This window comes from Duganella rhizosphaerae, from assembly GCF_040364205.1.
GTDB lineage: Bacteria > Pseudomonadota > Gammaproteobacteria > Burkholderiales > Burkholderiaceae_D > Rugamonas > Rugamonas rhizosphaerae.
This window is the reverse complement of the sequence record NZ_BPWK01000018.1, coordinates 41296-63968: the sequence shown is the minus strand read 5'-3', so window position 1 is coordinate 63968 and position 22673 is coordinate 41296. Positions and strand designations below refer to the sequence as shown.

Annotated in this window: 19 protein-coding genes; 8 read left to right on the top strand and 11 right to left on the bottom strand. The window is 64.7% G+C overall.

What is annotated here, in order from left to right:
• Positions 1-16: 16 nt before the first annotated feature.
• Together RUGAMON1_RS28285 and RUGAMON1_RS28280 are read right to left on the bottom strand one after the other, a co-directional pair.
• Entirely contained in the window at positions 17-2242 is a 2226-nt protein-coding gene (locus RUGAMON1_RS28285) for a TonB-dependent receptor plug domain-containing protein (protein ID WP_445233637.1), read from the bottom strand.
• 98 nt (positions 2243-2340) lie between these two features.
• Positions 2341-2922 carry a hypothetical protein gene (locus RUGAMON1_RS28280; protein WP_445233636.1) on the bottom strand — a complete coding sequence of 194 codons (582 nt, stop codon included), beginning with the start codon at positions 2920-2922 and terminating at the stop codon, positions 2341-2343.
• A 363-nt stretch (positions 2923-3285) separates the two neighbouring features.
• Between RUGAMON1_RS28280 and RUGAMON1_RS28275 the strand changes: the two genes are divergently transcribed.
• Both RUGAMON1_RS28275 and RUGAMON1_RS28270 read left to right on the top strand, forming a co-directional pair.
• On the top strand, positions 3286-4731 hold the full coding sequence (locus RUGAMON1_RS28275) for a S41 family peptidase (RefSeq protein ID WP_445233635.1): 1446 nt from the start codon (positions 3286-3288) through the stop codon (positions 4729-4731).
• Between the two features lie 130 nt (positions 4732-4861).
• The gene (locus RUGAMON1_RS28270; RefSeq protein ID WP_332852818.1) at positions 4862-5983 is read left to right on the top strand and encodes a beta-ketoacyl-ACP synthase III; all 1122 of its coding nucleotides are present in this window, start codon (positions 4862-4864) and stop codon (positions 5981-5983) included.
• Between the two features lie 4 nt (positions 5984-5987).
• On the opposite strand, the gene RUGAMON1_RS28265 is transcribed toward RUGAMON1_RS28270, so the two are convergent.
• Together RUGAMON1_RS28265 and RUGAMON1_RS28260 are read right to left on the bottom strand one after the other, a co-directional pair.
• Complete coding sequence (locus tag RUGAMON1_RS28265) at positions 5988-6605, bottom strand: FMN-dependent NADH-azoreductase (RefSeq protein ID WP_445233634.1); 618 nt, start codon at positions 6603-6605, stop codon at positions 5988-5990.
• Positions 6602-7045, bottom strand: a complete 444-nt coding sequence (locus tag RUGAMON1_RS28260) for a GNAT family N-acetyltransferase (protein WP_445233633.1) — start codon at positions 7043-7045, stop codon at positions 6602-6604. Before RUGAMON1_RS28260 ends, RUGAMON1_RS28265 begins: the two co-directional genes overlap by 4 nt.
• Before the next feature lie 79 nt (positions 7046-7124).
• Here RUGAMON1_RS28260 and pdxR point away from each other — a divergent pair, with 79 nt between their 5' ends.
• The 4 genes from pdxR to RUGAMON1_RS28240 all read left to right on the top strand — a co-directional run bounded on the left by pdxR (position 7125) and on the right by RUGAMON1_RS28240 (position 11854).
• Positions 7125-8561 carry a MocR-like pyridoxine biosynthesis transcription factor PdxR gene (gene pdxR, locus RUGAMON1_RS28255; RefSeq protein WP_445233632.1) on the top strand — a complete coding sequence of 479 codons (1437 nt, stop codon included), beginning with the start codon at positions 7125-7127 and terminating at the stop codon, positions 8559-8561.
• Positions 8562-8654: 93 nt separating this feature from the next.
• Positions 8655-9107 carry a carboxymuconolactone decarboxylase family protein gene (locus RUGAMON1_RS28250; RefSeq protein WP_445233631.1) on the top strand — a complete coding sequence of 151 codons (453 nt, stop codon included), beginning with the start codon at positions 8655-8657 and terminating at the stop codon, positions 9105-9107.
• Positions 9108-9177: 70 nt separating this feature from the next.
• The gene (locus RUGAMON1_RS28245) at positions 9178-10905 is read left to right on the top strand and encodes a cation:proton antiporter domain-containing protein (RefSeq protein ID WP_445233630.1); all 1728 of its coding nucleotides are present in this window, start codon (positions 9178-9180) and stop codon (positions 10903-10905) included.
• The gene (locus tag RUGAMON1_RS28240) at positions 10895-11854 is read left to right on the top strand and encodes a hypothetical protein (protein ID WP_445233629.1); all 960 of its coding nucleotides are present in this window, start codon (positions 10895-10897) and stop codon (positions 11852-11854) included. The genes RUGAMON1_RS28245 and RUGAMON1_RS28240 overlap by 11 nt, the downstream gene beginning before the upstream one ends.
• A gap of 8 nt (positions 11855-11862) precedes the next feature.
• On the opposite strand, the gene RUGAMON1_RS28235 is transcribed toward RUGAMON1_RS28240, so the two are convergent.
• Positions 11863-13908, bottom strand: a complete 2046-nt coding sequence (locus RUGAMON1_RS28235; protein WP_445233628.1) for an oxidoreductase — start codon at positions 13906-13908, stop codon at positions 11863-11865.
• Positions 13909-14119: 211 nt separating this feature from the next.
• Between RUGAMON1_RS28235 and RUGAMON1_RS28230 the strand changes: the two genes are divergently transcribed.
• A complete protein-coding gene (locus RUGAMON1_RS28230) occupies positions 14120-14647 on the top strand; it encodes an SRPBCC family protein (RefSeq protein WP_445233627.1) in 528 nt (175 codons plus the stop codon).
• A gap of 88 nt (positions 14648-14735) precedes the next feature.
• On the opposite strand, the gene RUGAMON1_RS28225 is transcribed toward RUGAMON1_RS28230, so the two are convergent.
• The 6 genes from RUGAMON1_RS28225 to RUGAMON1_RS28200 all read right to left on the bottom strand — a co-directional run bounded on the left by RUGAMON1_RS28225 (position 14736) and on the right by RUGAMON1_RS28200 (position 19992).
• Positions 14736-15188, bottom strand: a complete 453-nt coding sequence (locus RUGAMON1_RS28225; RefSeq protein WP_445233626.1) for a hypothetical protein — start codon at positions 15186-15188, stop codon at positions 14736-14738.
• A 24-nt stretch (positions 15189-15212) separates the two neighbouring features.
• Positions 15213-15656, bottom strand: a complete 444-nt coding sequence (locus RUGAMON1_RS28220; RefSeq protein ID WP_116991183.1) for a DUF2721 domain-containing protein — start codon at positions 15654-15656, stop codon at positions 15213-15215.
• Between the two features lie 81 nt (positions 15657-15737).
• Positions 15738-16694: a prolyl aminopeptidase gene (gene pip, locus RUGAMON1_RS28215; RefSeq protein WP_445233625.1), complete on the bottom strand. Its 957-nt coding sequence runs from the start codon at positions 16692-16694 to the stop codon at positions 15738-15740.
• A gap of 89 nt (positions 16695-16783) precedes the next feature.
• The gene (gene phbB, locus RUGAMON1_RS28210; protein ID WP_008443632.1) at positions 16784-17524 is read right to left on the bottom strand and encodes an acetoacetyl-CoA reductase; all 741 of its coding nucleotides are present in this window, start codon (positions 17522-17524) and stop codon (positions 16784-16786) included.
• 117 nt (positions 17525-17641) lie between these two features.
• Positions 17642-18820, bottom strand: a complete 1179-nt coding sequence (locus tag RUGAMON1_RS28205; RefSeq protein ID WP_116991186.1) for an acetyl-CoA C-acetyltransferase — start codon at positions 18818-18820, stop codon at positions 17642-17644.
• A 263-nt stretch (positions 18821-19083) separates the two neighbouring features.
• Positions 19084-19992 carry a LysR family transcriptional regulator gene (locus tag RUGAMON1_RS28200; protein ID WP_445233624.1) on the bottom strand — a complete coding sequence of 303 codons (909 nt, stop codon included), beginning with the start codon at positions 19990-19992 and terminating at the stop codon, positions 19084-19086.
• Between the two features lie 106 nt (positions 19993-20098).
• On the opposite strand from RUGAMON1_RS28200, the gene metE reads away from it, so the two are divergent.
• On the top strand, positions 20099-22468 hold the full coding sequence (gene metE, locus RUGAMON1_RS28195) for a 5-methyltetrahydropteroyltriglutamate--homocysteine S-methyltransferase (protein ID WP_445233623.1): 2370 nt from the start codon (positions 20099-20101) through the stop codon (positions 22466-22468).
• The last annotated feature ends 205 nt before the right edge of the window (positions 22469-22673 follow it).

Genomic DNA, 22673 nt, shown 5'->3' with positions numbered 1-22673 from the left:
TGCATTTCCTTCTTGGTCAGAATTTCATCTCGTATTTGACGCTCCAGACGACGTACGTCTGGTTGGTCGTGTTGGCCAGTTGTGCCAGGCCATTGGTGGTCACGATATTACTACCGAGCGCGTCTTCCGCCATTAAATTATTTGCAGAAATACGGACTTGATTGCGCGGGTTGAACTTCCACAGGCCGTAGGCGTCGAACGAGCGCTTGCGGCTGGTGGTCACCACCTGCTCGGCGCTGCTCTGGATGACGGTTTCCGGCGTCCAGTTCAGGCTGGCGCCCAGGGTCAGCGGCACCGGTTTCAGGCGGTAGTCCAGGCCGACGTTGGCGGTCTGCTTCGGCTGCGCGTCGAGGCGGTTGTCGGGGCCGGGGATGCCGTCCACACTGGACCAGAAGCGGCTGTAGTTGGAGCGGAAGTCGATCGCCGGACCGTCGGCGATCAGCTCCTGCAGTTGCAGCTTGGCCTCCAGCTCGATGCCCTTGGTGCGTGCGTGGCCGATGTTGGCTGGGGTCGACACCCAGCGCGGGCCGGTCGGCGTGTTCTGCAAGGTCAGCTCGCGACGGATCAGGTCCTTGATGTCGCGCACGAAGCCGCCGGCCGTGATGATGCCGCTGCGGCCCAGGTAGTGCTCGTAGGCGAAGTCCAGGCCGGTCGCCAGTTCGGGCTTCAGGTCCGGGTTGCCGGTGCGGTCGGGACGGGTGGCGCTGTTCAGCCGTGACAGCGACGGCAAGGCGATCAGGTCCTGGATATTGGCGGCCTTGTAGCTCTTGGTCAGGCTGGCGCGAATCTGGTCCTTGTCGTGCCCGGGTATGCGGTAGACGCCGTGCAGCAACGGGCTCAGCACGCTGCTGCTGTTGCTGATGTCCTGGCCGGCGCGCGTGCTGGTGGTGCGTATGCCTTCCCAGCGCAGGCCGGCGTAACCCGACCATTGCTTGTTGATGTCCCACTCGTCCTGCGCGAACACGGCCAGGCGGCGGGTGTCGGCGGTCAGGTTGTCGCCGGAATCGCCGAACTGCGAGACGCCGTTCTTGTCCAACGAAGTCTTGGTCTCGACGCGATGGCCCAGCTCGACATCCCAACCGGCCGCCAGCGCGTGCTCCTTGCCGAGCGGCGTGGTGTACTTGCCGCCGCTGCTGGCGCTGCGGTCGCGCACGGTGGCGTCGTCGGTGTAGCGCTGCAGCAGGTTGCCGGCGTTGTCGTATTGATAGCGCAGCGAGTCGCTGTCGATGTGGCCGGCGCCGAAGCCGAACTTGACGTCCAGCTTGGACGCGCCCTGCAGCTTGTGCACCCAGTTGCCGAAGCCGCGCAAAAACGTCGATTCCGAGTGGGTGCCGGTCAGCGCCAGGTTGTATTCGGGCGGCTGCTGCAAGGCCGGCGGCACCATGCCGAAGTTCTGCGTCAGGTCGCTGCGCGAGTTGCCGTCGCTGCGGTTGACCATCAGGAAGGGCTGGAAGTTCAGCGTATCGCCGCTGTCGAATTTATAAGACAGACGCGGCGTCAGGTGGATGCCGCGCGAAGTGCGTTTGGTTTCGTCGAGGACGTTCTGGTCCTTGAGCACCACGCCGTCTGCGCGGGTGTCGCGGTTGACGGTTTCGGTCTGGTCGTGCTGGCGGTTCTCGAAGACCGAGCCGGTCAGCAGCCAGGTCAGGCTGCCCACCTTGCCCGGCACCGTCAGCGAGACGTTCGGCGCGTGGCGGCCCTGCTCGATGCTGTCGGTGAACTTGAGCTGGTTGTCCTTTTGCTGGTAGCCGTCGCGCAGGATGATGTTGATGGTGCCGGCGATGGCGCGCGTGCTGTGCTCGGCGATCGGGCCGCGCATGATTTCCACCCGCTCGACCTGGTCGGGCGACAGCGATTCCATCGAGAAGCCGGCCGGTGGCCGTTCGCCGTTCAGCAGCACCTGCGTGTAGCCGTTGCCCATGCCGCGCATGCGCACGTCGCCGCCGCGGCCGGGACGGCCGCCGATGGTCACGCCCGGCAAGCGCTTGAGGATGTCGCCGAGGTTGCTGTCGCCGTTGCGGTCCAGCTCTTCGCGGCCGTAGATCTGCTTGCCGGCCACCGAGTTGCGGCGTTGGTCCATGTCGCTGGCGCGGCCGCCGCTGATGGTGACCTGGGGCACAGGCTTGCCGTCCGGCCCCAGCGCCGGCTTGGCGGGTGCGGTGGTTGGCGCCGCTTCGGCTTGCGCATAAACATCGGAAACGCCCAACAAGGCCAGGCAGGCGAAGGAGATCAGTTTGCTCATAGGCTGCACATTCTACCGGCAGCCCTGCTGGCAAAAGGGCCCGCAGGCCGATTTTTACTTTACGATACACACCCGCGCCACCGGGCTAGGGGCATCCCTTACCCCCCGCCGCCCGGCAGGCTGATGCTGGCGCCGCCGGGTCCGCCGATGCTGCCGCCCATGCCGCCCTTGCGGCCGCCGCGATGCTGCTCGCCGCCCTCTTCCTTGCGCGGCGCCCCGCCGCTGCGCACGCCGTTGTCCGGCACCCGCATCAGCTGTTCGCCGACCAGCTGCACCACCGCCTGGCGCTGGGTTTCATTCAAGGCATCGTTGACGGTCAGCCACCATTCGCGCATCAGCTTTTCCTCCAGCGCGCTGGCGGTGGTTTCCTCGTCCACCGCCTTGGCCAGGTCGCGCAGCTCGACATTGGCGTTCTTGGTGCCTTCCAGCGTGGCCGCCTGCAGGCGTTCGCGGCGCGACTGGCGCTCGCGCAGCAGGTTGCGGGTCTTGCTTTCGGTCTGCTGCCACAGCACTTGCTGGTTGGCGTTCAGGTTCAGCGATTTTTTCAACTCGGCCGCCATCGGCAGGAAGTCCTCGGCGCGCATCTCCATGACAGGCAGCGCGAAGGCCGGCAGCAGGGCCGCGCTCAGGGCCAGCGCGACAGCCGCGCGCTGCAACGTGGAACAGAAATTAGTACGCATGTGGGCTCCGTTGATAAAAAAAAGCCTGCGCTTGGGGCGCAGGCCAAAACCACTTCAGGGTAGAGAGAAATACGAGTTCAGTTTAGGTCGCGCCCCCCGCCGTTACAGGACTTCTTACAATTGCTTACGGTCGTGAACGTGAAGGATACACTGCGTACAAAACAGCAAACTTGATGCAACGCCAAGCGGGCGCTGGCGTGCTTCAAATGTCAACGGCAAGCGTTGTAAATTCTCGTAAAGGTATAAATGATTTCGCGACGGCTACTACGTTTGCCGGGAATCAGGTTTATACTCAACTCAAGCGCGTTGCGGCGGGGTGGCCCACCGGCGACGGCTGTCGGCAACAGCTTCGATAGGTGAAACATGGGCAAGAAACTAAAGAATTCCGGACTGGTCGGCCTGGGCGTCATCGCCGGCATCGCTGTGTCCCTGCAATTTTCCGCCATGGCGCAAAAGCCGGTGGACCCGCCGCTGCCGCTGGAGGAACTGCGCCAGCTGGCCGACGTGTTCGGCCTGATCAAGTCCGACTATGTTGAAAAGGTCGAGGACAAGAAGCTGCTGACCGAAGCGATCTCCGGCATGGTGGCCTCGCTGGATCCCCATTCCGCCTACCTGGACAAGAAAGCCTACGCCGAGCTGCGCGAAGGTTCGCAGGGCAAGTTCGTCGGCCTCGGCATCGAGATCGGCCAGAGCGAGGACGGTTACATCAAGATCGTCGCGCCGATCGAGGATTCGCCGGCCTGGCGCGCCGGCATCAAGGCGGGCGACCTGATCTCCCGCCTGGACAGCACGCCGGTCAAGGGCCTGAGCCTGGACGAGTCGGTCAAGAAGATGCGCGGCGAGCCGCACACCAAGGTCAGCATGACGATCCTGCGCAAGGGCGAGGCCGAGCCGCTGGTGTTCAACATCACGCGCGAAGAGATCCACCAGAAGAGCGTCAAGGGCAAGATCGTCGAGCCGGGCTATGCATGGCTGCGCATTTCGCAGTTCCAGGAGCCGACCGTCGATGACCTGGCCGCCAAGATTATCGAATTGTACAAACAGGACCCGAACATCAAGGGCCTGGTGCTGGACCTGCGCAACGACCCGGGCGGCGTGCTGCAAGGCGCGATCGGCGTGGCGGCGGCCTTCCTGCCGAAGGATGCGGCCATCGTCTCGACCAACGGCCAGTTGCCGGACTCCAAGCAGATCTTCTACGGCCGTCCCGAATACTATGCGCTGCGCAACGACAGCGACGCGCTGGCCAAGCTGCCGGCCGCCATCAAGCAGGTGCCGATGGCGGTGCTGGTCAACACCGGATCGGCCTCGGCCTCGGAAATCGTCGCCGGCGCGCTGCAGGACTACAAGCGGGCCGACATCATCGGCACCCAGACCTTCGGCAAGGGCTCGGTGCAGACCATCCGCCAGCTGACAGCCGACACCGCCGTCAAGCTGACCACGGCGCGCTACTACACGCCGAACGGCCGCTCGATCCAGGCCAAGGGCATCGTGCCGGACCTGGCGGTGGATGAAAACGCCGACGGCGACGGCCTGAACGCGCTGCGCACCCGCGAAGCCGACCTCGACAAGCACCTGACGAACGACCGCGACCAGGAAATCGCCAAGAGCAAGCGCGACGAGCTGGAAGAGCAGCTGCGCATCGTGGCGCTGGAGAAGAAACGCAAGCCGCTGGAATATGGCAGCGCCGACGATTTCCAGCTGGCGCAGGCGCTGAACCACCTGAAAGGCTTGCCGGTGCAGATGGCCAAGCCGGAGACGACGGTGGTGCGGGCCGAAGTGGGCGTGAAGAAGGATCTGGCCAAGAAATAATCCCCCGTTTGTTGTAGCGAACTCAGCGGCGCCTCAGGGGCGCCGCTTTTATTTTCGCCTAACATGTAGTCATTGTGTAGAATTTGCCTCATTATTGGCATGCGCCATTGCTTAATTTGAAAGTTTAAACATGAAACAAGCGGTTATCAGCGGTACCGGTCTCTTTACGCCAGCCCAGTCGATCTCCAACGAAGAGCTGGTGGAATGCTTCAACGCCTACGCCGAGCAGTTCAACGCCGACAACGCCGCCGCCATCGCGGACGGCTCCGTCACGGCGCTGGAACTGTCCAGCGTGGCCTTCATCGAGAAGGCGTCGGGCATCAAATCGCGCTACGTGATGGAAAAGACCGGCATCCTGGACCCGCAGCGCATGGTGTCGCGCATCCCCGAGCGCGCCGACGAGGAACTGTCGCTGCAGGCGGAAATCTGCGTCGCGGCCGCGCGCCAGGCGCTGGACCGCGCCGGCCGCGTGCCGGCCGACATCGACATGGTGCTGGTGGCCTGCTCCAATATGCAGCGCGGCTATCCGGCCATGGCGGTGGAAGTGCAAGGCGCGCTGGGCATCGAAGGCTACGGCTTCGACATGAACGTGGCCTGCTCGTCGGCCACCTTCGGCATCCAGCAGGCGGTGGCGGCGGTGCAGAGCGGCCAGGCGCGCGCAGTGCTGGTGCTCAATCCTGAAATCACCAGCGGCCACCTGAACTGGCGCGACCGCGACAGCCACTTCATCTTCGGCGACGCCTGCACGGCGATGGTGATCGAGGCGGCCGACACGGCCAAGGGTTCGCACCGCTGGGAAATCGTCGAGACCAAGCTCAAGACCAGCTTCTCCAACAACATCCGCAACAACTTCGGCTTCCTGAACCGCTTCGACGAAGCCGGCATCGGCCAGCCGGACAAGCTGTTCCGCCAGCAGGGCCGCAAGGTGTTCAAGGACGTGTGCCCGATGGCCGCCGAGATGATCAAGACCACCATCGCCGGCGCCGGCCTGGAAGTGCCGCAGGTGAGCCGCTACTGGCTGCACCAGGCCAACCTGAACATGAACCTGCTGATCAGCCGCATGGTGCTGGGCCGCGACGCCGAACCGGGCGAAGCGCCGGTGATCCTGGACACCTACGCCAACACCTCGTCGGCCGGTTCGGTGATCGCCTTCCACAAGCACTCGGACGACATGGCGCCCGGCCAGCTGGGCGTGATCTGCTCCTTCGGCGCCGGCTACTCGATCGGCTGCGTGGTGGTGCGCCGGATCTAAGCGACTAGGCGACGCAGTCGTCCAGTTCCCGCTCGACGGCCGCGAATGCGGCCGTTGTCGCTTCCGGGCCGGCGACGGTGGACTCGACGGAAAAGAAGCTCAGGTTCTTCAGGCCTATCGTCGGCAGGATCGCGCGCAGATAGGGTTCCAGGAAGTCGGGCTGGCGGGCGCGTTCGCCGGTGCGGTAGCCGCCGGAGCTGACGGCAATGTACACCGGACGATCCGCCAGCGTGCCGATCTTGCCTTCCGGCGTGGCGTTGAAGGTGACGCCGATGCGCACCACATGGTCCAGCCACGCCTTCAGCGCCGACGGCACCGTGAAGTTGTGCATCGGCGTGGCGATGATCACGCACTCGGCGTCGCGCAGTTCGGCGATCAGGCGCTCCGACAGCGCCAGCGACGACATGGCGCGCCCACTGGCCGGCTTCGCGCCGTCCCGCGTGCTGCCCAATGCGCCCGCATACTCGCCGTCGACATGCGGCAGCGGCTCGGCCCACAGGTCGCGCGTGACGATCTGCGCGGCGGGATGCTGCGACAGCAGGCGGTCCATCACGCGCTGGGACAGGCGATAGCTCACCGATTGCTGTCCGCGCGGGCTGCAGGTAATGTGCAGGATCTTCATGCCGCACCCGCTTTCAGGAATTTACCGAAGCGCATGGCGCCCGTCATCAGCCCCTCGCGGAAGTAGAAACGCTGCGCCCGCGCGTTCGCCAGTCCGGTATCGAGCACCAGCTTGGCGCATTCCGCCTGGTCGGCGTACACCGTCAACCGCTCCAGCAGCCGCGCGCCCCAGCCCTGGCCGCGCGTCTTCTCGCCGGCCACCAGGTCGTCGACGTACAGGAAACGGCCGTACACCAGGTTTTCTTCCAGCCGATAGCCGGCCAGCGCCACCACTTCGCCATCCTCCCAGGCCGCCAGGATGCGGTAGCCCTGCCCGCCCATGCGGGTGACGCGCGTGACGAAATCATCTTCGGTCTCCAGGTGCGGACGCAGTTCCTTCATCACCGGATAACAGGCGCGCAGCTGCTCCGCCGTCTCCACATCCTTCAGTTTGTCGTGCATGGTCGCTCCTTTTAAAACACCATCTTATGGCTGCAATGGCATAATCTCCAGAGCCATAAAATGACATCCCGACTAGGCCATGAAAACCAAGCCCGACTTCCTCCAGCTCGACAACGCCGCCGCCGAACCGCTGTACCGGCAGATCTACACCCGCTTCCGCAGCGCCATCGCCGACGGGCTTTTGCTGCCGGACGCCCGCATCCCGTCGGCCCGCGCTCTGGCGCTGGAACTGGGCCTGGCGCGCGGCACGGTGGAAGCGGCCTACTCGCTGCTGGCCGCCGAAGGCTATGTCGAAACGCGCGGCCAGGCCGGCACCGTCGTCACGCCGGCGCTGGCACAGCACGCGGCGGCGGCAACGGTATCCAAGCCGGCAACGCGCGCGCGCCGCACGCCCGCCGGCGCGTCGCGCTCCCCGGTGCAGGACACGCTGAACCGGCCATTCCAAATGGGCCTGCCGGCGCTGGACGCCTTTCCGCGCAAGGTGTGGGCACGGCTGGCGGCGCGCGCGATCCGCGCCACGCAGGCCGACGACATGGTCTACCCGCCGTTCGCCGGCCAGGCGCCGCTGCGCGCGGCCATCGCCACGTACTTGCAGCTTTCGCGCGGCATCAACTGCTCGCCGTCGCAGGTGTTCATCACTTCCGGCTATCGCAACACGCTGGAACTGATCGTGCGCGCCCTGCTGCAACCGGGCGATGGCGTGTGGGTGGAAGATCCCGGCTTCCCGCCCACCGGCGACCTGCTCACGCAAGCCGGCATGAAACTGGCCCCGGTGGCGGTTGACGCGGAAGGCCTGGTGGTGTCGCACGGCGTGGCCACGGCGCCGCGCGCCAGGGCCGCCATCGTCACGCCGGCGCATCAAAGCCCGCTGTGCGTGACGCTGTCGCTGCCGCGCCGCCTGGCGCTGCTGGACTGGGCGGCGCAGGCCGACGCCTGGATCGTGGAAGACGACTACGACGGCGAATACCGCTACGCCAGCCGCCCGCTGCCTGCGCTGCAAAGCCTGGACCGCGAAGGCCGCGTGCTGTACGCCGGCACCTTCAGCAAAGTGCTGTTCCCTGCGGTGCGGCTGGCTTACCTGGTGGTGCCGGAGGCGCAGGTGCGGCGTTTCGAGCAAACCATCCAGACCTTCGCCGCCGGCGGGCCGGCGCTGACGCAAACCATCGTCAGCGATTTCATGAACGAGGGCCATTTCGCCCGCCACATCCAGCGCATGCGGCGCCTCTACGCCGAACGCCGCCAGATCGCCGCGGAAGGATTGAGTGCGGTGCTGGGCAAGCACCTGCGCATCGATCCACAGCCGGGCGGCATGCACCTGGTGCTGCGCATGAAAGGCCACCACACCGACCGCGCCCTGGCCGAACGCATGCGGCAGGACGGCATGGCGGCTCTGGCGCTGTCCGAGCGCATGCGGCTGCCACGGGCGGCGTCGTCGGCGCTGCTGCTCGCCTTCACCAACATCGACACGCCCCAGCGGGCCCGCGAACTGGGCAAGCGGATACTCAAGCTGATGTAAACATGGCCTAGCCGAGTAGCCTGTTCTTGGCTCTTCACGACTAAGCCATGCGCCAGCAAAATACGCTCATTCGCAACCAATCAGGGAACCGCCATGAGCAAGCGCCTCGAAGTATTCAAACACGCACCGGAAGCCTACAAAGGCTTCGCCGCCGTCAAAAGCTATGTGCAGACCTGCGGCCTGCCGGCCGAGCTGGTGGAGCTGGTCTACCTGCGCGTATCGCAGATCAACGGCTGCGCCTACTGCATCGACATGCACACCCGCGACCTGCTGAACCAGGGCGTCCGGATCGACAAGGTGGCGCTGGTGCCGGTGTGGGAGGAAGCGGCCGCGCTGTTCAGCGACAAGGAACGCGCCGCGCTGGCCTGGGCCGAAAGCGTGACCCGCGTCGCCCAGACCAATGTGCCGGACAGCGACTATCAAAAAGCGCTGGCCGTCCTCAGCGAAAAAGAATTGGCCGACCTGACCGTGGCGGTGTCGCTGATGAACGCCTTCAACCGCTTCGGCGTCAGCATGCGCATGGCGCCGGCCGCACTGGCGCATTGACCATGCGATCCGCGTTGGCATGATTGTGCTACGCTAGGGCTCACCCACCTAGCGCAGGAGCCCCGCACGCATGCCCCACAATATCAGCCTGATCACCACCATCGCGGCCGCACTGGGCTTCGGCCTTTTGTTCGGCTATATCGCAACGCGCCTCAAGCTGCCGGCGCTGGTGGGCTATCTGGCTGCGGGCATCATCATCGGCCCCGCCACGCCGGGCTTCGTGGCCGATACGGCATTGGCCGGGCAGCTTGCCGAAATCGGCGTGATGCTGATGATGTTCGGCGTCGGTCTGCATTTTTCCCTGGACGATCTTTGGGCCGTGCGGCGCGTGGCGCTGCCCGGCGCCGTGCTGCAAATCGCGGTGGCCACCGCGCTCGGCATGGCGCTGGCGCACTTCTGGGGCTGGAGCCTGGGCGGCGGGCTGGTATTCGGACTCGCCCTGTCGGTGGCCAGCACGGTGGTGCTGCTGCGGGCGCTGGAGGAACGCGGCATCCTCGATAGCTTCAACGGCCGCATCGCGGTCGGCTGGCTGGTGGTGGAAGACCTGGTGACGGTGCTGGTGCTGGTGCTGCTGCCGGCATTGGCCGGTTCGCTGGGCGGCACGGCGCTCGACAGCCACGGCGCCGCGATCACCGGCGAGGTCAATCTGTGGACCACGCTGGCCATCACGCTGGGCCAGGTGGGCGCCTTCATCGCGCTGATGCTGGTGGTCGGCCGCAAGCTGTTCCCGTGGATCCTGTGGCAGGTGGCGCGCACCGGCTCACGCGAGCTGTTCACGCTGTGCGTGATCGCCGCCGCAGTCGGCATCGCCTATGCGTCGACCCACTACTTCGGCGTGTCGTTCGCGCTGGGCGCCTTCTTCGCCGGCATGGTGCTGCGCGAATCCGAACTGGCGCACCGCGCCGCCGAGGAATCGCTGCCGCTGCGCGACGCGTTCGCGGTACTGTTCTTCGTTTCGGTCGGCATGCTGTTCGAGCCGTCGATACTGGTCGAGCAGCCGCTCAAGCTGCTGGCGGTGGTGGCGATCATCGTGGTCGGCAAATCGGTCGCGGCCTTCCTGCTGGTGCTGCTGCTGCGCTACCCGGCCAAGACCGCGCTGATGGTCTCGGCCAGCCTGGCGCAGATCGGCGAGTTCTCCTTCATCCTGGCGGCGCTGGGCCTGTCCCTGGGTTTGATGCCTGCCGAAGGACAAAGCCTGATACTGGCCGGCGCCATCATCTCCATCGCGCTCAATCCGGTGGTGTTTCGCATCACCAAACCGCTGGAGCGCTGGCTGGGCAAGAACGTGGCGCTGGCGGCCAAGTTCGAGCGCCCCGCCGATCCGCTGGCGGAATTGCCGACATCGGTGCCGCAGGAGCATCTGTCGGGACAAGTGGTGCTGGTCGGCTATGGCCGCGTGGGCCGCCGCATCGCCGCGATGCTCACCGAGCGTGGCATCCCGTTCGTGGTGGCGGAGCAGAATCGTGAACTGGTCGACCAGTTGCGCAAGGAAGGCGGGCACGCGGTGGCCGGCAATGCGGGAGAGCCGGCGGTGCTGATCCAGGCGCACATCGCCCGCGCCGCGATGCTGGTGATCGCCACGCCGGACACCTTCCACGTGCGGGCCATGATAGAAACCGCCCGCGCGCTGAACCCCAACATCAAGACCGTGGTGCGCACCCACAGCGACGAAGAGGCCGAGCTGCTGCGCGGCGAGCGCGCCGGTGAAGTCTTTATCGGCGAGCAGGAACTGGCCAAAGGGATGACGGAATTCGTGCTGGCCAATATGAAAAAAGGCGGAGGTCCCCATGTTCACTAGACGCGCGCTGATGCGCTGTGCTGCAGCGCTGCCGTTGTCCATCATCGTTGCCGGCGCGAGCGCTTCGCCCGCACGCGTGAAGCTGGAGTTCCACAGCGCGTTCCTGATGAACCTCCACCACTTCCTGTTCAACCTGGGCGTGCATCCGGAGCAGCTGGAAAAGACCAACTGGGCGGCAGCGCCTTCCGCTGACGAGATGGCGGCACTACGCAGCGCCATCACCTGGTACCGTGACAACTACGCCAAGCGCGACCTGCTGTTCGACGAGCAGATGACGTCCATTAAGACCGTGTTGAGCGTGGCCGATACGCGGCGCGACACCAGCGGCCTGGCGCTGCCGCCGCAGCTGGCGGCCGCGCTGGACCGCGCAGCGCCCGTGTATGCGCGCTGCATCTGGGCGCGGCAGGACGCCAGCAACCAGCAATGGATAGCCGAAGCGAAGCGGCTCGATGAGCGCTACGGCGCCAACGTCCAGGAAGGCATCGCCCGCTATCTGCAAACGCCGTTCCCGCTGACGCCGATCCGCATCGACATCGTGGTGGAAACCGGCAAGCGTCAGGGCGCCTACACCGACACGCAAACGGTGATCCCCGGCGGACGTCTCAACTATCAAGGCCTGGCGTCGCTGGAGATGGTGTATCACGAGATATCGCACATAGCCTCGACGGCGAAGCTGGAGGACGCCATCGACGCGCGCCTGAAGACGACGCAACGCAAGCTCGATACGGACCTGTGGCATGTGGTGCAGTTCTACACCGTCGGCGCCGTGGTGAAGGATGCCCTCAAAGACATGGGATACGAGCCCTACGCGGACAAGGCCGGCTTATACAAAGGCTACTGGTCGCCTCTCATGCCGCTGGTGGACGGCGAATGGCGCGCCTACATGGACGGCAAACAGACCTTCGATCAGGCAGTGGTCCGCATGGTGGACCGACTGCCCGCCGGATAGCGGCGACCTTACAGGCTGACCGCCAGCTCCGCGCCTTCCTTGATGGCGCGCTTGGCGTCCAGTTCCGCCGCCAGCGCGGCGCCGCCGATCTTGTGGAAGCGCGGCCACTTGGCGTTGGCTTTGACTTCCTCTTCCGACGGCATCAACTCGGTCAGGCTGTCCTGGCCGGCGCAGACCACGACGTTATCCACCGACAGCAGGCGCTGCTCGCCGGCGATGGTCACGTGCAGGCCCTGGTCGTCGATGCGGTCGTACTGCACGCCTGCCAGCATCACCACGCCGTTGCGCGCCAGGACCGCGCGGTGCACCCAGCCCGACGTCTTGCCCAGGCCAGCGCCCAGCTTCGACGCCTTGCGCTGCAACAGATACAGCTGGCGCACCGGCTCCGGAGCGGAGACGGTCGTCAGGCCGCCCGGCGCGTCGCCCTTCATGTCCACGCCCCATTCCCTGGCCCAGACATCCAGCGCCAGCGGCAGCGGATGCTTCGGGTCGTGCAGCAGGTATTCGCCGACGTCGAAGCCGATGCCGCCCGCGCCGATGATGGCCACGCGCTTGCCCACCGGCGCCTTGTTCTGCAGGACGTCGATATACGACAGCACCTTCGGATGGTTGATGCCCTCGATCGGCGGACGGCGCACCTTGATGCCGGTGGCGACCACCACGTCGTCGTAGCCGTCGGCGATCAACTGCTCGCGCGTGACGCGCACGCCCAGCTTGACGGTCACGCCGGTCAGTTCCAGCTTGCGGCGGAAGTAGCGGATGGTCTCGGCGAATTCCTCCTTGCCCGGAATCTGCATGGCGATCTTGAACTGGCCGCCGACGCTGTCGCTGAAATCGAACAGCGTCACGTCATGGCCGCATTCCGCCGCCACCGTGGCGGCCGACAAACCGGCAGGGCCGGCGCCGACCACCGCCACGCGGCGCTTCCTGGCTGTCGGCGCGTAGACCAGTTCCGTCTCGTGGCAGGCGCGCGGATTCACCAGGCAGCTGGCGCGCTTGTTGGAGAAGGTGTGATCCAAGCAGGCCTGGTTGCAACCGATGCAGGTGTTGATCTCGTCCGCGCGGCCTTGCGCGGCCTTGTTGACGAAGTCCGCATCGGCCAGGAAGGGGCGCGCCATCGAAATCATGTCGGCGTCGCCGCGCTGCAGGATGCCCTCCGCCTCGGCAGGCATGTTGATGCGGTTGGACGCCACCACCGGTATCGTCACCTCGCGGCGCAGGCGGCCCGCCAGGCTGGCGAAGGCGCCGCGCGGCACCGAGGTGACGATGGTCGGCACCCGCGCCTCGTGCCAGCCGTAGCCGGAATTCAAAATCGTCACGCCGGCGTGCTGCAAGGCCTTGGCCACGGCCACCACGTCGTCCCAGGTGTTGCCGCCGTCGACCAGGTCGAGCAGCGAGTGGCGGTACATGATGATGAAGTCATTGCCCACTTCCGCGCGGATGCGCTTGACGATTTCCACCGGCAACCGCATGCGGTTCTCGATGCTGCCGCCCCAGCGGTCGGTGCGCAGGTTGGTGCGGGCGCACAGGAACTGGTTGAGCAGGTAGCCTTCGCTGCCCATCACCTCGATACCGTCGTAGCCGGCGTCGCGCGCCAGCCTGGCGCAGCGGGCGTAGTCGCGGATGGTCGATTCGATGCCGGCTTCGGTCAGCGCGCGCGGCTTGAACGGCGAGATCGGCGATTTTTTCTCCGACGCCGACACCACGAACGGCTGGTAGCCGTAGCGGCCCGCATGCAGGATCTGCATCAGGATCTTGCCGCCCTCCTCGTGCACCGCGCTGGTGACGCGGCGATGGTTGATCACATCGCCCTTGAAGTTGAGCGTACCGCCGAAGGGCAGCAGCCACCCGGAACGATTGGGCGAGATGCCGCCGGTGACGATCAATCCGACGCCGCCGCGTGCGCGTTCGCGGTAGAAGGCTGCCAGCTTGCCGTAGTTGTAGAAGCGGTCCTCAAGGCCGGTGTGCATGGAGCCCATGAGGACGCGGTTGCGCAGCGTCGTGAAGCCCAGGTCGAGAGGGGCCAGCAGGTGTGGGTATGGTGAAGTTGTCATTATGGTTGTTAGAGTCAGACGTGGGTCAGAGCCGAGGCAATGCCCGCATTAAAACGCAATTCTCTAGACCTGGGCTTCTAAAGTCCCGGCGGCAGCCCCTGAATTTGGCCGAGGGTGCGGTGCCGCTCTTGTATTCTGCCACCCTTTCCCTTACGCTGGAAAGATGATGCGATTCCTTTTGTTTTTGCTGTTAGGTGTAGCCGCCCCGGTGATGGCGCAAGCACCTAGGCTTGAATTACCCAAGCTGGAGGTGTCGGTCAATCGGGTGGAATTGGACGCGCTGCATATGTACGAAGTGGACGCCACCGGCACGGTGGCGGCGCCACTGCCGAAGGTATGGCGCATCCTGACCGGCTATGAGCGCATGGCCGAATTCGTGCCGGATATGGAATCGTGCCGGGTCCTGTCGCGCAACGGCAATGAGGTCATCATCGAACAATTCGGCGTGGCCCGCTTCCTGTTCATGTCCAAATCCATCCACCTGATCGTGCGCGCGACCGAGCAGCCGATGTCGTCGATCGACATCTCGCTCATTTCCGGCGACATGAAGCACTACGAATCGCACTGGGAATTGATACCGGTGCCCGAAACCGGCGGCACCAAGGTGGTCTACAGCGGCAAGCTGATACCGAACTTCTACGTGCCCGGCATCCTCGGCGCGAAGATGATACGCGGCGATATCGAACGCATGATGAGCGCCGTGCTGGCGCGCCTCGATCGCCGCGAAGACGCTAAATAACCCGCATGCCTAAGTAGCACGCTTGCGGCGCCACTTAGGGGTCGGACCCCGTACGGGGTCCGACCCCGCTTGGCGGTGCGGGGTAAAACTAAGCGAGGTAAGTATCGCGGTCGCGCAGTTCGGCGAAGTTTTCCAAGCTGCCGATCTTCACCAGCACCGGATTGAGACTCAGCTTCGCCTGCATGGCGCGCCAGGCGAACTGCCATTCCTGCTCCGGCGCTTCGGCCGCGGTCTTGGTGAAGGCCGCGCCCAATGCGGCGCGGGTGCCGTATTCGATGGCGCCGTCGATGCCCGCCCAGCTAGGCAAGGCGCGCTGCACCGCGCGGTGCAGGCGCTCGCCGAATTCCTCGGTGTTGTGGATGACCAGGCAGGTGTCCGACGAGAACAGCTCGAACAGCTTGCGGTCCCACGCCTGCGAAAAGCTCAGGGTCAGGCAGCTGTTGGCCGGGGTCAGGATAAACTGGCCCTGGGTCAGCGCCAGTTCCAGGTCTTCGCGCACGCCGTAGCGGTACAGGGTCGGAGGGCGTTGGTAATCGTGCATGTTGGTACTCTATTCTTTGCAAAGTTATTTGATCGTGCGGCGCACGTGGCGATGCGAGCGCATCGCCGCCGAGGCGATGAAAATCTCGCGCAGCAGGTAGCAGAAGCTGCCGATCAGGGCCAGCATCGCCACCACGAACATGCCCGCGATGTATTTATCGAGCGAGATGTTGGTGATATCGCCCAAAAACAGCATCGCAATCACCAGGCAAATCAACAGCCCGCAGGCGGTCGACAGGGTGATCGAGGCGTTGATCAGGTGCGATCGTCGGTACAGCACATCGAGTTCGTTCAGATAAACGTCGCTGTAGCCGATATCGAGCCGGTCCTCCAGCACCCGCGAACGGTCGATGATGCGCGCCAGGCGGTTGGTCAGCACCATCAGGTTGGTGCATACGCCGGTCAGCAGGAACACCGGCGCGATCGCCAGCTGGATGATGTGGCCGATATCGCCGACTTGTATATTCATGGATGCGTTGTAGCTGGAATTATCGATAGTGTATCAGCCCGCGCAGGGTACGACCCGATTCCGGGCCGATTGCGCGCCGGATCAGGCAAATCCGCGACTCTTCTTGAACTGCTCGGTGGCGCCCACCAAGGCCCGCGAAATGCCCTTTTCCATCGCGCCGTGACCGGCGTCCGGCACCATGTCGAGCACCGATCCGGGCCAGGCCTGGTGCAAGCGCCAGGCCGATACCGGCGGGCAGATCACGTCGTAGCGGCCCTGCACGATCACCGCCGGCAGGTGGGCGATGCGGTCGACATTGCGCAGCAGCTGGTCCTCGCGGAAGAAACCCAGGTTGGCCATGTAGTGCGATTCCAGCCGGCCCACGCCCAGGTCCAGCGTGTCGGACGGCGGATCTTCGGCCTGCGGCATCAGGAACACGCGGCGCCCTTCGAAGCGGCTCCACGCGCGCACCGCCGGCCAGTGGATGGCGGGGTCGTCGCTCATGATGCGGTCGACATAGGCTTGCAGCAGGTTGCCGCGCTCCGCCGGCGGGATCGGCGCGACGAATTCGGCGTGCACCTCGGGATGGAACCACTGGGCGCCGTGCAGGAACCAGTCCACTTCCGCCTGCGTGCACAGGAAGATGCCGCGCAGGATGAAGCCCAGGCAGCGTTCCGGATGCGCCTGGCCGTAAGCCAGCGCCAGCGTCGAACCCCAGGAGCCGCCGAACACCAGCCATTGCTCGATGCCGCACATGAGGCGCAGGCGCTCGATGTCCTCGATCAGCAGGTCGGTGGTGTTGTTGCGGCATTCGCCCAGCGGCAGCGACTTGCCGGCGCCGCGCTGGTCGAACAGGATCACGCGGTACTGGTCCGGATCGAAGAAGCGGCGGTGCTGCGGCGACAAGCCCGCGCCCGGCCCGCCATGCAGGAAGACCACCGGTATGCCCTGTGGATTGCCGACCTCCTCCCAGTAAATGGTGTGCAGGTCGTCGACCGCCAGCATGCCGTGGCGCGACGGCAAAACGGGCGGGAACAGGGGCGAAGTCGGGTCGAACATGGCTATCCTTTAGGCATCGATAGCAGATTGTACGAAAAAAAAGCCAGGATCGCGAACGATCCTGGCCCGAGGCTACAACATCATGCCGCTTAGGACATGTGCTGGCCGCCGTTGATGGCGATATTGGCGCCGGTGACGAAAGCCGCTTCGTCCGACGACAGGTAGGCCACCAGGCCCGCCACTTCTTCCGGCTTGCCCAGGCGGGCCATCGGAATTTGCGGAATGATTTTGGTGTCGAGCACTTCTTGCGGGATCTCCATCACCATTTTGGTGCCGATGTAGCCCGGCGAAATGGTGTTGACGGTCACGCCCTTGCGCGCCACTTCCAGCGCCAGCGCCTTGGTGAAGCCGTGCATGCCGGCCTTGGCGGCCGAATAGTTGGTCTGGCCGAACGCGCCCTTCTGGCCGTTGACCGACGAGATGTTGATGATGCGACCCCAGCCGCGTTCCACCATGCCGTCGCACACCGGCTTGGTCATGTTGAACACGGAGTCCAGATTGGTGGCCATGACGGCGTCCCAATTCGGCTTGTCCATCTTCTTGAACGTCATGTCGCGGGTGATGCCGGCGTTGTTCACCAGCACGTCGATCGGACCGATATCTTTTTCGATCGCGGCGACGCACGCCTGGGCCGAATCGTAATCGGCCACATCGCACGGGTAAGCGCGGAAATTAAAGCCCTGATCGCGGGTAGTTGCGAGCCATTGCTCGACCTTCGGATTGCCAGGGGAATACGTGGTGACGACGCAATAGCCTAGTGCCGACAGTTTGAAACACACTGCCTCGCCCAGACCACCCATACCACCGGTTACTAATGCAACTCTTGCCATTTTTCGTCCCCTCTTAAATTGACACCAAAAATCATCTGACACCGCACCGGGGCCTGCCCGGTGCGGCACTGCTGCTGCGGATGCTGCTTACTTATTTTCTGCTTGCTGATGTGCTGCTTACGCGCGTTCGATCGCCAGCGCCACGCCCATGCCGCCGCCGATGCACAGCGAGGCCAGGCCTTTCTTGGCGTCGCGACGCACCATTTCGTGGATCAGCGTGACCAGGATGCGGGCGCCGGATGCACCGATCGGGTGACCGATGGCGATGGCGCCGCCGTTCACGTTGATCTTGCTGGTGTCCCAGCCCATTTCCTTGTTGACGGCCACGGCCTGGGCGGCGAAGGCTTCGTTAATTTCCATCAGGTCCAGGTCGTCCGGGGTCCAGCCGGCCTTTTTCAGGCACAGCTTGGTGGCCGAGACCGGGCCCATGCCCATGAAGGCTGGATCCAGGCCGGACGAGGCGTAGGCCTTGACCTTGGCCAACACCGGCAGGCCCAGTTCCTTGGCCTTGGTGGCGGACATCATGATGACGGCGGCGGCGCCGTCGTTCAGGCCGGAGGCGTTGCCGGCGGTGACGGAACCGTCCTTGGCGAAAGCGGGACGCAGGCCGGCCAGCGCTTCGATGGTCGAACCCGGTTTGACGTATTCATCGCTGTCGAACACGATGCTGCCTTTTTTCTGGACGATTTCCAGCGGCAGGATCTCATCCTTGAACTTGCCGGCTTTTTGCGCGGCTTCGGCCTTCAGCTGCGAGTTCAGCGCGAACTCGTCCTGCTCGGTGCGGGAAATCTCGTATTTCTTCGCGACGTTCTCGGCGGTGGTGCCCATGTGGTACTGGTTGTAGGCGTCCCACAGGCCGTCGACGATCATGGAATCGACCATCTTGAAGTCGCCCATGCGGAAGCCGTCGCGCGAACCGTTCATCACGTGCGGCGAGGCGCTCATGTTTTCCTGGCCGCCGGCGATGATGATCTCGGCATCACCGGCCTTGATGGCTTGCGCCGCCAGGTGGGTGGCTTTCAGGCCGCTGCCGCACACGTGGTTGATGGTGAAACCAGGAATGGTATTCGGCAGGCCTGCCTTGATGACGGCCTGGCGGGCCGGATTCTGGCCGACGCCGGCGGTCAGCACCTGACCGAGGATGGCTTCGCTGATCAGGTTCGGATCGATACCGGTCTGGGCCAGCAGGCCCTTGATCACGTGTGCGCCCAATTCGGCAGCCGGCGTCTTGGCCAGGCTACCGCCGAATTTGCCGACACCAGTACGGCCAGCGGCCACGATAACTACATCATCCATTTGACTCTCCAATGCGCCGGCCAAGGCCGGCTTAGTTTAGCAACAACGCGAACTTCGATAATACGCTTCGACGACTGGGCCGTGCGGTGTTTCGATGGTGCGTCGCCGCGAGAACTTTCCCAGGGTAATGACAGGATTTCTCTAGCAGCATCCGTGCCAACGACCAGCTGTCGTTGGGCACCCATCGTAAGCGTCGCACATGGTGGCAACTTTGACTTTCGTCAAAGCCGCCGCATTCATTTTGAAGAAACAATGTCAGTCTGTCACGATAATAATTTGATACCGTCCAGGGTACTGGCGCACTGTTCGCGTATCACGTTGACGAAGTCGAGCACGTAGGCCTTGTGCTTCTGCGCCTCCGGCACCGACACGAACAAATCGCTCCACAAGCCCTGCTCGCCGATCGGCTTGGCGATCACGTAGTCGTAGTCGACGTAGTTCTTGATCGCCCAGTTGGGCAGCGCGGCGATGCCGCGGCGGCTGGCCACCAGTTGCAGCACGGCCACCGTCAGCTCGGCGGTGCGGCGTTCGAAGTGGATATTGGCCGGTTGCAGCACTTCGCGGATCAGGTCGATGCGGGTTTCCGGCACCGGGTAGGTGATCAGCGTTTCGCCTTCGAAATCGGACGCTTGCAGGCGACGCTGCGCGGCCAGCCGGTGTTTCTGCGCCATCACCACCAGGATTTCAAAGCGGAACAGCGGGAAGGTGGCGAAGTCCGGGCCGTAGGGCGAGCCGATCACCAGGTCGGCGGCGCCGCTGCGCAGCAGCTCGGCCGGCTCGCTGTGGAAGCCCGACACCAGGTCGATCTCCACTTCCGGCCAGCGTTTGCGGAATTCATCCATCACCGGCATCAGCCAGTCGAAGCAGGTATGGCATTCCAGCACCACGCGCAGCTGGCCGGTGTCGCCCTGGGTCAGGCGCGCCACTTCGCGCTCGGCCGCCTCGATTTCCGGCAACAGCAGATCGGCCAGCTTAAGCAGCCGCGCGCCGGTGGCGGTAAACCCGATCGGCACGGATTTTCGCTCAAAAAGCGGCCCACCGTAGCGATCTTCCAGCAACTTGATTTGATGTGACAGGGCCGACTGCGTCAAATTCAGCAGTTGCGCAGCACGAACCAGGCTGCCGGCGGAACGGAGGGCACTCAAGGTGCGCAGGTGGCGTATCTCTAGCATGGTCTATTAAATTTTTTCATGTGAAGCCGCAAAATCTTTCGTTTTGATTATAGACCGGATTGCCGCACACTTTATATCACCAATATTAAATGCGGATGACATCAAAATGACAACATCGAATAAAGCCATACAAAGCCACATCCCGGGCTTCCCACGGATAGGCGCGGCGCGCGAATTGAAGTTCGCGCTGGAAGCCAACTGGCGCGGCGACTTGCCGGATGCAGAACTGGAAGCCGTCGGCCGCGAACTGCGCGCCCGCCACTGGGCCTTGCAGCAGCAGGCCGGGCTGGACTTCGTCACCGTCGGCGATTTCGCCTACTACGACCAGGTTGCCAACCACATCCAGCTGCTGGGCTGCGAACCGGCCCGCTACGGCTTCAGCGCCGATCAGTCGCAATTGAGCCGCTATTTCGCCATGGCGCGCGGCAACGGCGGCAAGGTCGAAGCTGCGGCCTGCGGCCACGACCATTCGCATGACCACGCGCACGACGGCGGCCAGGTGCACGCCTCGGCCGCGCTGGAAATGACCAAGTGGTTCGATACCAACTACCACTACCTGGTGCCGGAATTCACGCCGGAAACGGCCTTCTCGCTGGCCTGCGAGCGCCTGTTCGACGAAGTGGACGAAGCGCTGGCGCTGGGCCATGCAGTCAAGGCCGTGCTGCTGGGCCCCTTGAGTTTCCTGTGGCTGGGCAAGGCCAAGGACGCCGGCTTCTATCGCCTCAGTCTGCTGGACAAGCTGCTGCCGGTCTACGGCCAGGTGCTGGACCGCCTGAAGGCGCAAGGCGTGCAATGGGTGCAGATCGACGAGCCGATCCTCGGTCTCGACCTGCCGGCGCCGTGGCGCAGCGCGTTTGAAAACAGCTACTGGCAGCTGAACCAGGTCGGCGTGCCGCTGCTGCTGGCCACCTATTTCTCGCCGCTGGAAGAAAACCTCAGCCTGGCCTGCCGCCTGCCGGTGGCCGGCCTGCACGTGGACGGCGTGCGCGCCCCGCAGGAACTGACCAGCATTGCCGACTGGCTGCCGGTGCATAAGGTGCTGTCGGTCGGCATTGTCGACGGCCGCAATATCTGGCGCACCGACCTCGACGCGGCGCTGACCACGCTGGCGCCGATCGCGGAAAAACGCGGTGGCAAGCTGTGGTTGTCGTCCTCGTGCTCGCTGCTGCACGTGCCGTTCACGCTGGCGGCGGAAACCGCGCTCGATCCTGAAATCCGCTCATGGCTGGCCTTCGCCACCGAGAAACTGGACGAACTGTACGTGCTCAAGCAAGCGCTGCAAGGCGAATACGACGCCGCCACCGCCGAGGCGCTGGACGTCTCGCGCGCCGCCATCGCCAGCCGCCGCGCCAGCCCGCGCGTGCACCAGGACGCCGTGCGCGAACGCATCGCCGCGCTGCCGGCCGATGCCGACCAGCGCCGTTCGACCTTCGTCCAGCGCCAGGCCGAGCAACGCGCGCGCTTCAAGCTGCCGGCCTTCCCGACCACCACCATCGGCTCCTTCCCGCAGACGGCCAACATCCGCGCCGCCCGCGCCAGCTTCAAGCGCGGCGAGCTGAGCGCCACCAGCTACCACGCCAAGATGCGCGAGGAAATCGCCTACGCCGTGCGCCGCCAGGAAGACCTGGGACTGGACGTGCTGGTGCACGGCGAAGCCGAGCGCAACGACATGGTCGAATATTTCGGCGAGCAGCTGGAAGGCTTCGTCTTCACGCAGCTGGGCTGGGTGCAATCGTACGGCTCGCGCTGCGTCAAGCCGCCGGTCATCTACGGCGACGTCAGCCGTCCAAAAGCGATGACGGTGGACTGGACCGTGCACGCGCAAAGCCTGACCGGCAAGCCGATGAAGGGCATGCTGACCGGCCCGATCACCATCCTGCAATGGTCCTTCGTCCGCGACGACCAGCCGCGTGCGCTGACCGCGCTGCAGATCTCGCTGGCGATCCGCGACGAGGTGGCCGACCTGGAACAGGCCGGCATCGGTATCATCCAGATCGACGAGCCGGCCGTGCGCGAAGGCTTGCCGCTGCGCCGCAGCCGCTGGGACGAGTACCTGGACTGGGCCACGCGCGCCTTCCGCGTGTCGGCCAGCGCGGCCGCCGACGGCACGCAGATCCACACCCATATGTGCTACGCCGAGTTCAACGACATCCTGCCGCAGATCGCCGCCATGGATGCCGACGTCATCACCATCGAGACCAGCCGCTCGGACATGGAGCTGCTGAACGGCTTCGGCCAGTTCCGCTATCCGAACGAGATCGGTCCCGGCGTGTATGACATCCACTCGCCGCGCGTGCCGGGCCAGGCCGAGATGGTGCGGCTGTTGCAGAAAGCCAGCGCGGTGATCCCGCCGGCCAATCTGTGGGTCAATCCGGATTGCGGACTGAAAACCCGCGGCTGGGCGGAAACCGAAACCGCGCTGCGCAACATGGTGGCCGCCGCCCGCCAGCTGCGCGCTGAACACGCGATCTATTAACCCCGGTAAGGCGGGGGCAGCTCCCTCCGGGAGCTGCGGGGCGCAGCCCCTGCCCAGACCCTTGGGGTCAGACCCCAAGCGCAGCCGCTTTGCGGGTCTACACCGCATTTTTACTGGCCCAGTACGGTACCAGCCCTCCCCATCCATCGTTTTCCACAGTAAAATGCTCGTGCCTGCGCATGCGCGCGAGGTTAACCCTCTATTA

What these genes read in the sequence shown, in the direction of transcription:
- RUGAMON1_RS28285 (WP_445233637.1), bottom strand. Translation starts at nt 2,242, where the DNA reads ATGAGCAAACTGATCTCCTTCGCCTGCCTGGCCTTGTTGGGCGTTTCC.
- RUGAMON1_RS28280 (WP_445233636.1), bottom strand. Translation starts at nt 2,922, where the DNA reads ATGCGTACTAATTTCTGTTCCACGTTGCAGCGCGCGGCTGTCGCGCTG.
- RUGAMON1_RS28275 (WP_445233635.1), top strand. Translation starts at nt 3,286, where the DNA reads ATGGGCAAGAAACTAAAGAATTCCGGACTGGTCGGCCTGGGCGTCATC.
- RUGAMON1_RS28270 (WP_332852818.1), top strand. Translation starts at nt 4,862, where the DNA reads ATGAAACAAGCGGTTATCAGCGGTACCGGTCTCTTTACGCCAGCCCAG.
- RUGAMON1_RS28265 (WP_445233634.1), bottom strand. Translation starts at nt 6,605, where the DNA reads ATGAAGATCCTGCACATTACCTGCAGCCCGCGCGGACAGCAATCGGTG.
- RUGAMON1_RS28260 (WP_445233633.1), bottom strand. Translation starts at nt 7,045, where the DNA reads ATGCACGACAAACTGAAGGATGTGGAGACGGCGGAGCAGCTGCGCGCC.
- pdxR (WP_445233632.1), top strand. Translation starts at nt 7,125, where the DNA reads ATGAAAACCAAGCCCGACTTCCTCCAGCTCGACAACGCCGCCGCCGAA.
- RUGAMON1_RS28250 (WP_445233631.1), top strand. Translation starts at nt 8,655, where the DNA reads ATGAGCAAGCGCCTCGAAGTATTCAAACACGCACCGGAAGCCTACAAA.
- RUGAMON1_RS28245 (WP_445233630.1), top strand. Translation starts at nt 9,178, where the DNA reads ATGCCCCACAATATCAGCCTGATCACCACCATCGCGGCCGCACTGGGC.
- RUGAMON1_RS28240 (WP_445233629.1), top strand. Translation starts at nt 10,895, where the DNA reads ATGTTCACTAGACGCGCGCTGATGCGCTGTGCTGCAGCGCTGCCGTTG.
- RUGAMON1_RS28235 (WP_445233628.1), bottom strand. Translation starts at nt 13,908, where the DNA reads ATGACAACTTCACCATACCCACACCTGCTGGCCCCTCTCGACCTGGGC.
- RUGAMON1_RS28230 (WP_445233627.1), top strand. Translation starts at nt 14,120, where the DNA reads ATGGCGCAAGCACCTAGGCTTGAATTACCCAAGCTGGAGGTGTCGGTC.
- RUGAMON1_RS28225 (WP_445233626.1), bottom strand. Translation starts at nt 15,188, where the DNA reads ATGCACGATTACCAACGCCCTCCGACCCTGTACCGCTACGGCGTGCGC.
- RUGAMON1_RS28220 (WP_116991183.1), bottom strand. Translation starts at nt 15,656, where the DNA reads ATGAATATACAAGTCGGCGATATCGGCCACATCATCCAGCTGGCGATC.
- pip (WP_445233625.1), bottom strand. Translation starts at nt 16,694, where the DNA reads ATGTTCGACCCGACTTCGCCCCTGTTCCCGCCCGTTTTGCCGTCGCGC.
- phbB (WP_008443632.1), bottom strand. Translation starts at nt 17,524, where the DNA reads ATGGCAAGAGTTGCATTAGTAACCGGTGGTATGGGTGGTCTGGGCGAG.
- RUGAMON1_RS28205 (WP_116991186.1), bottom strand. Translation starts at nt 18,820, where the DNA reads ATGGATGATGTAGTTATCGTGGCCGCTGGCCGTACTGGTGTCGGCAAA.
- RUGAMON1_RS28200 (WP_445233624.1), bottom strand. Translation starts at nt 19,992, where the DNA reads ATGCTAGAGATACGCCACCTGCGCACCTTGAGTGCCCTCCGTTCCGCC.
- metE (WP_445233623.1), top strand. Translation starts at nt 20,099, where the DNA reads ATGACAACATCGAATAAAGCCATACAAAGCCACATCCCGGGCTTCCCA.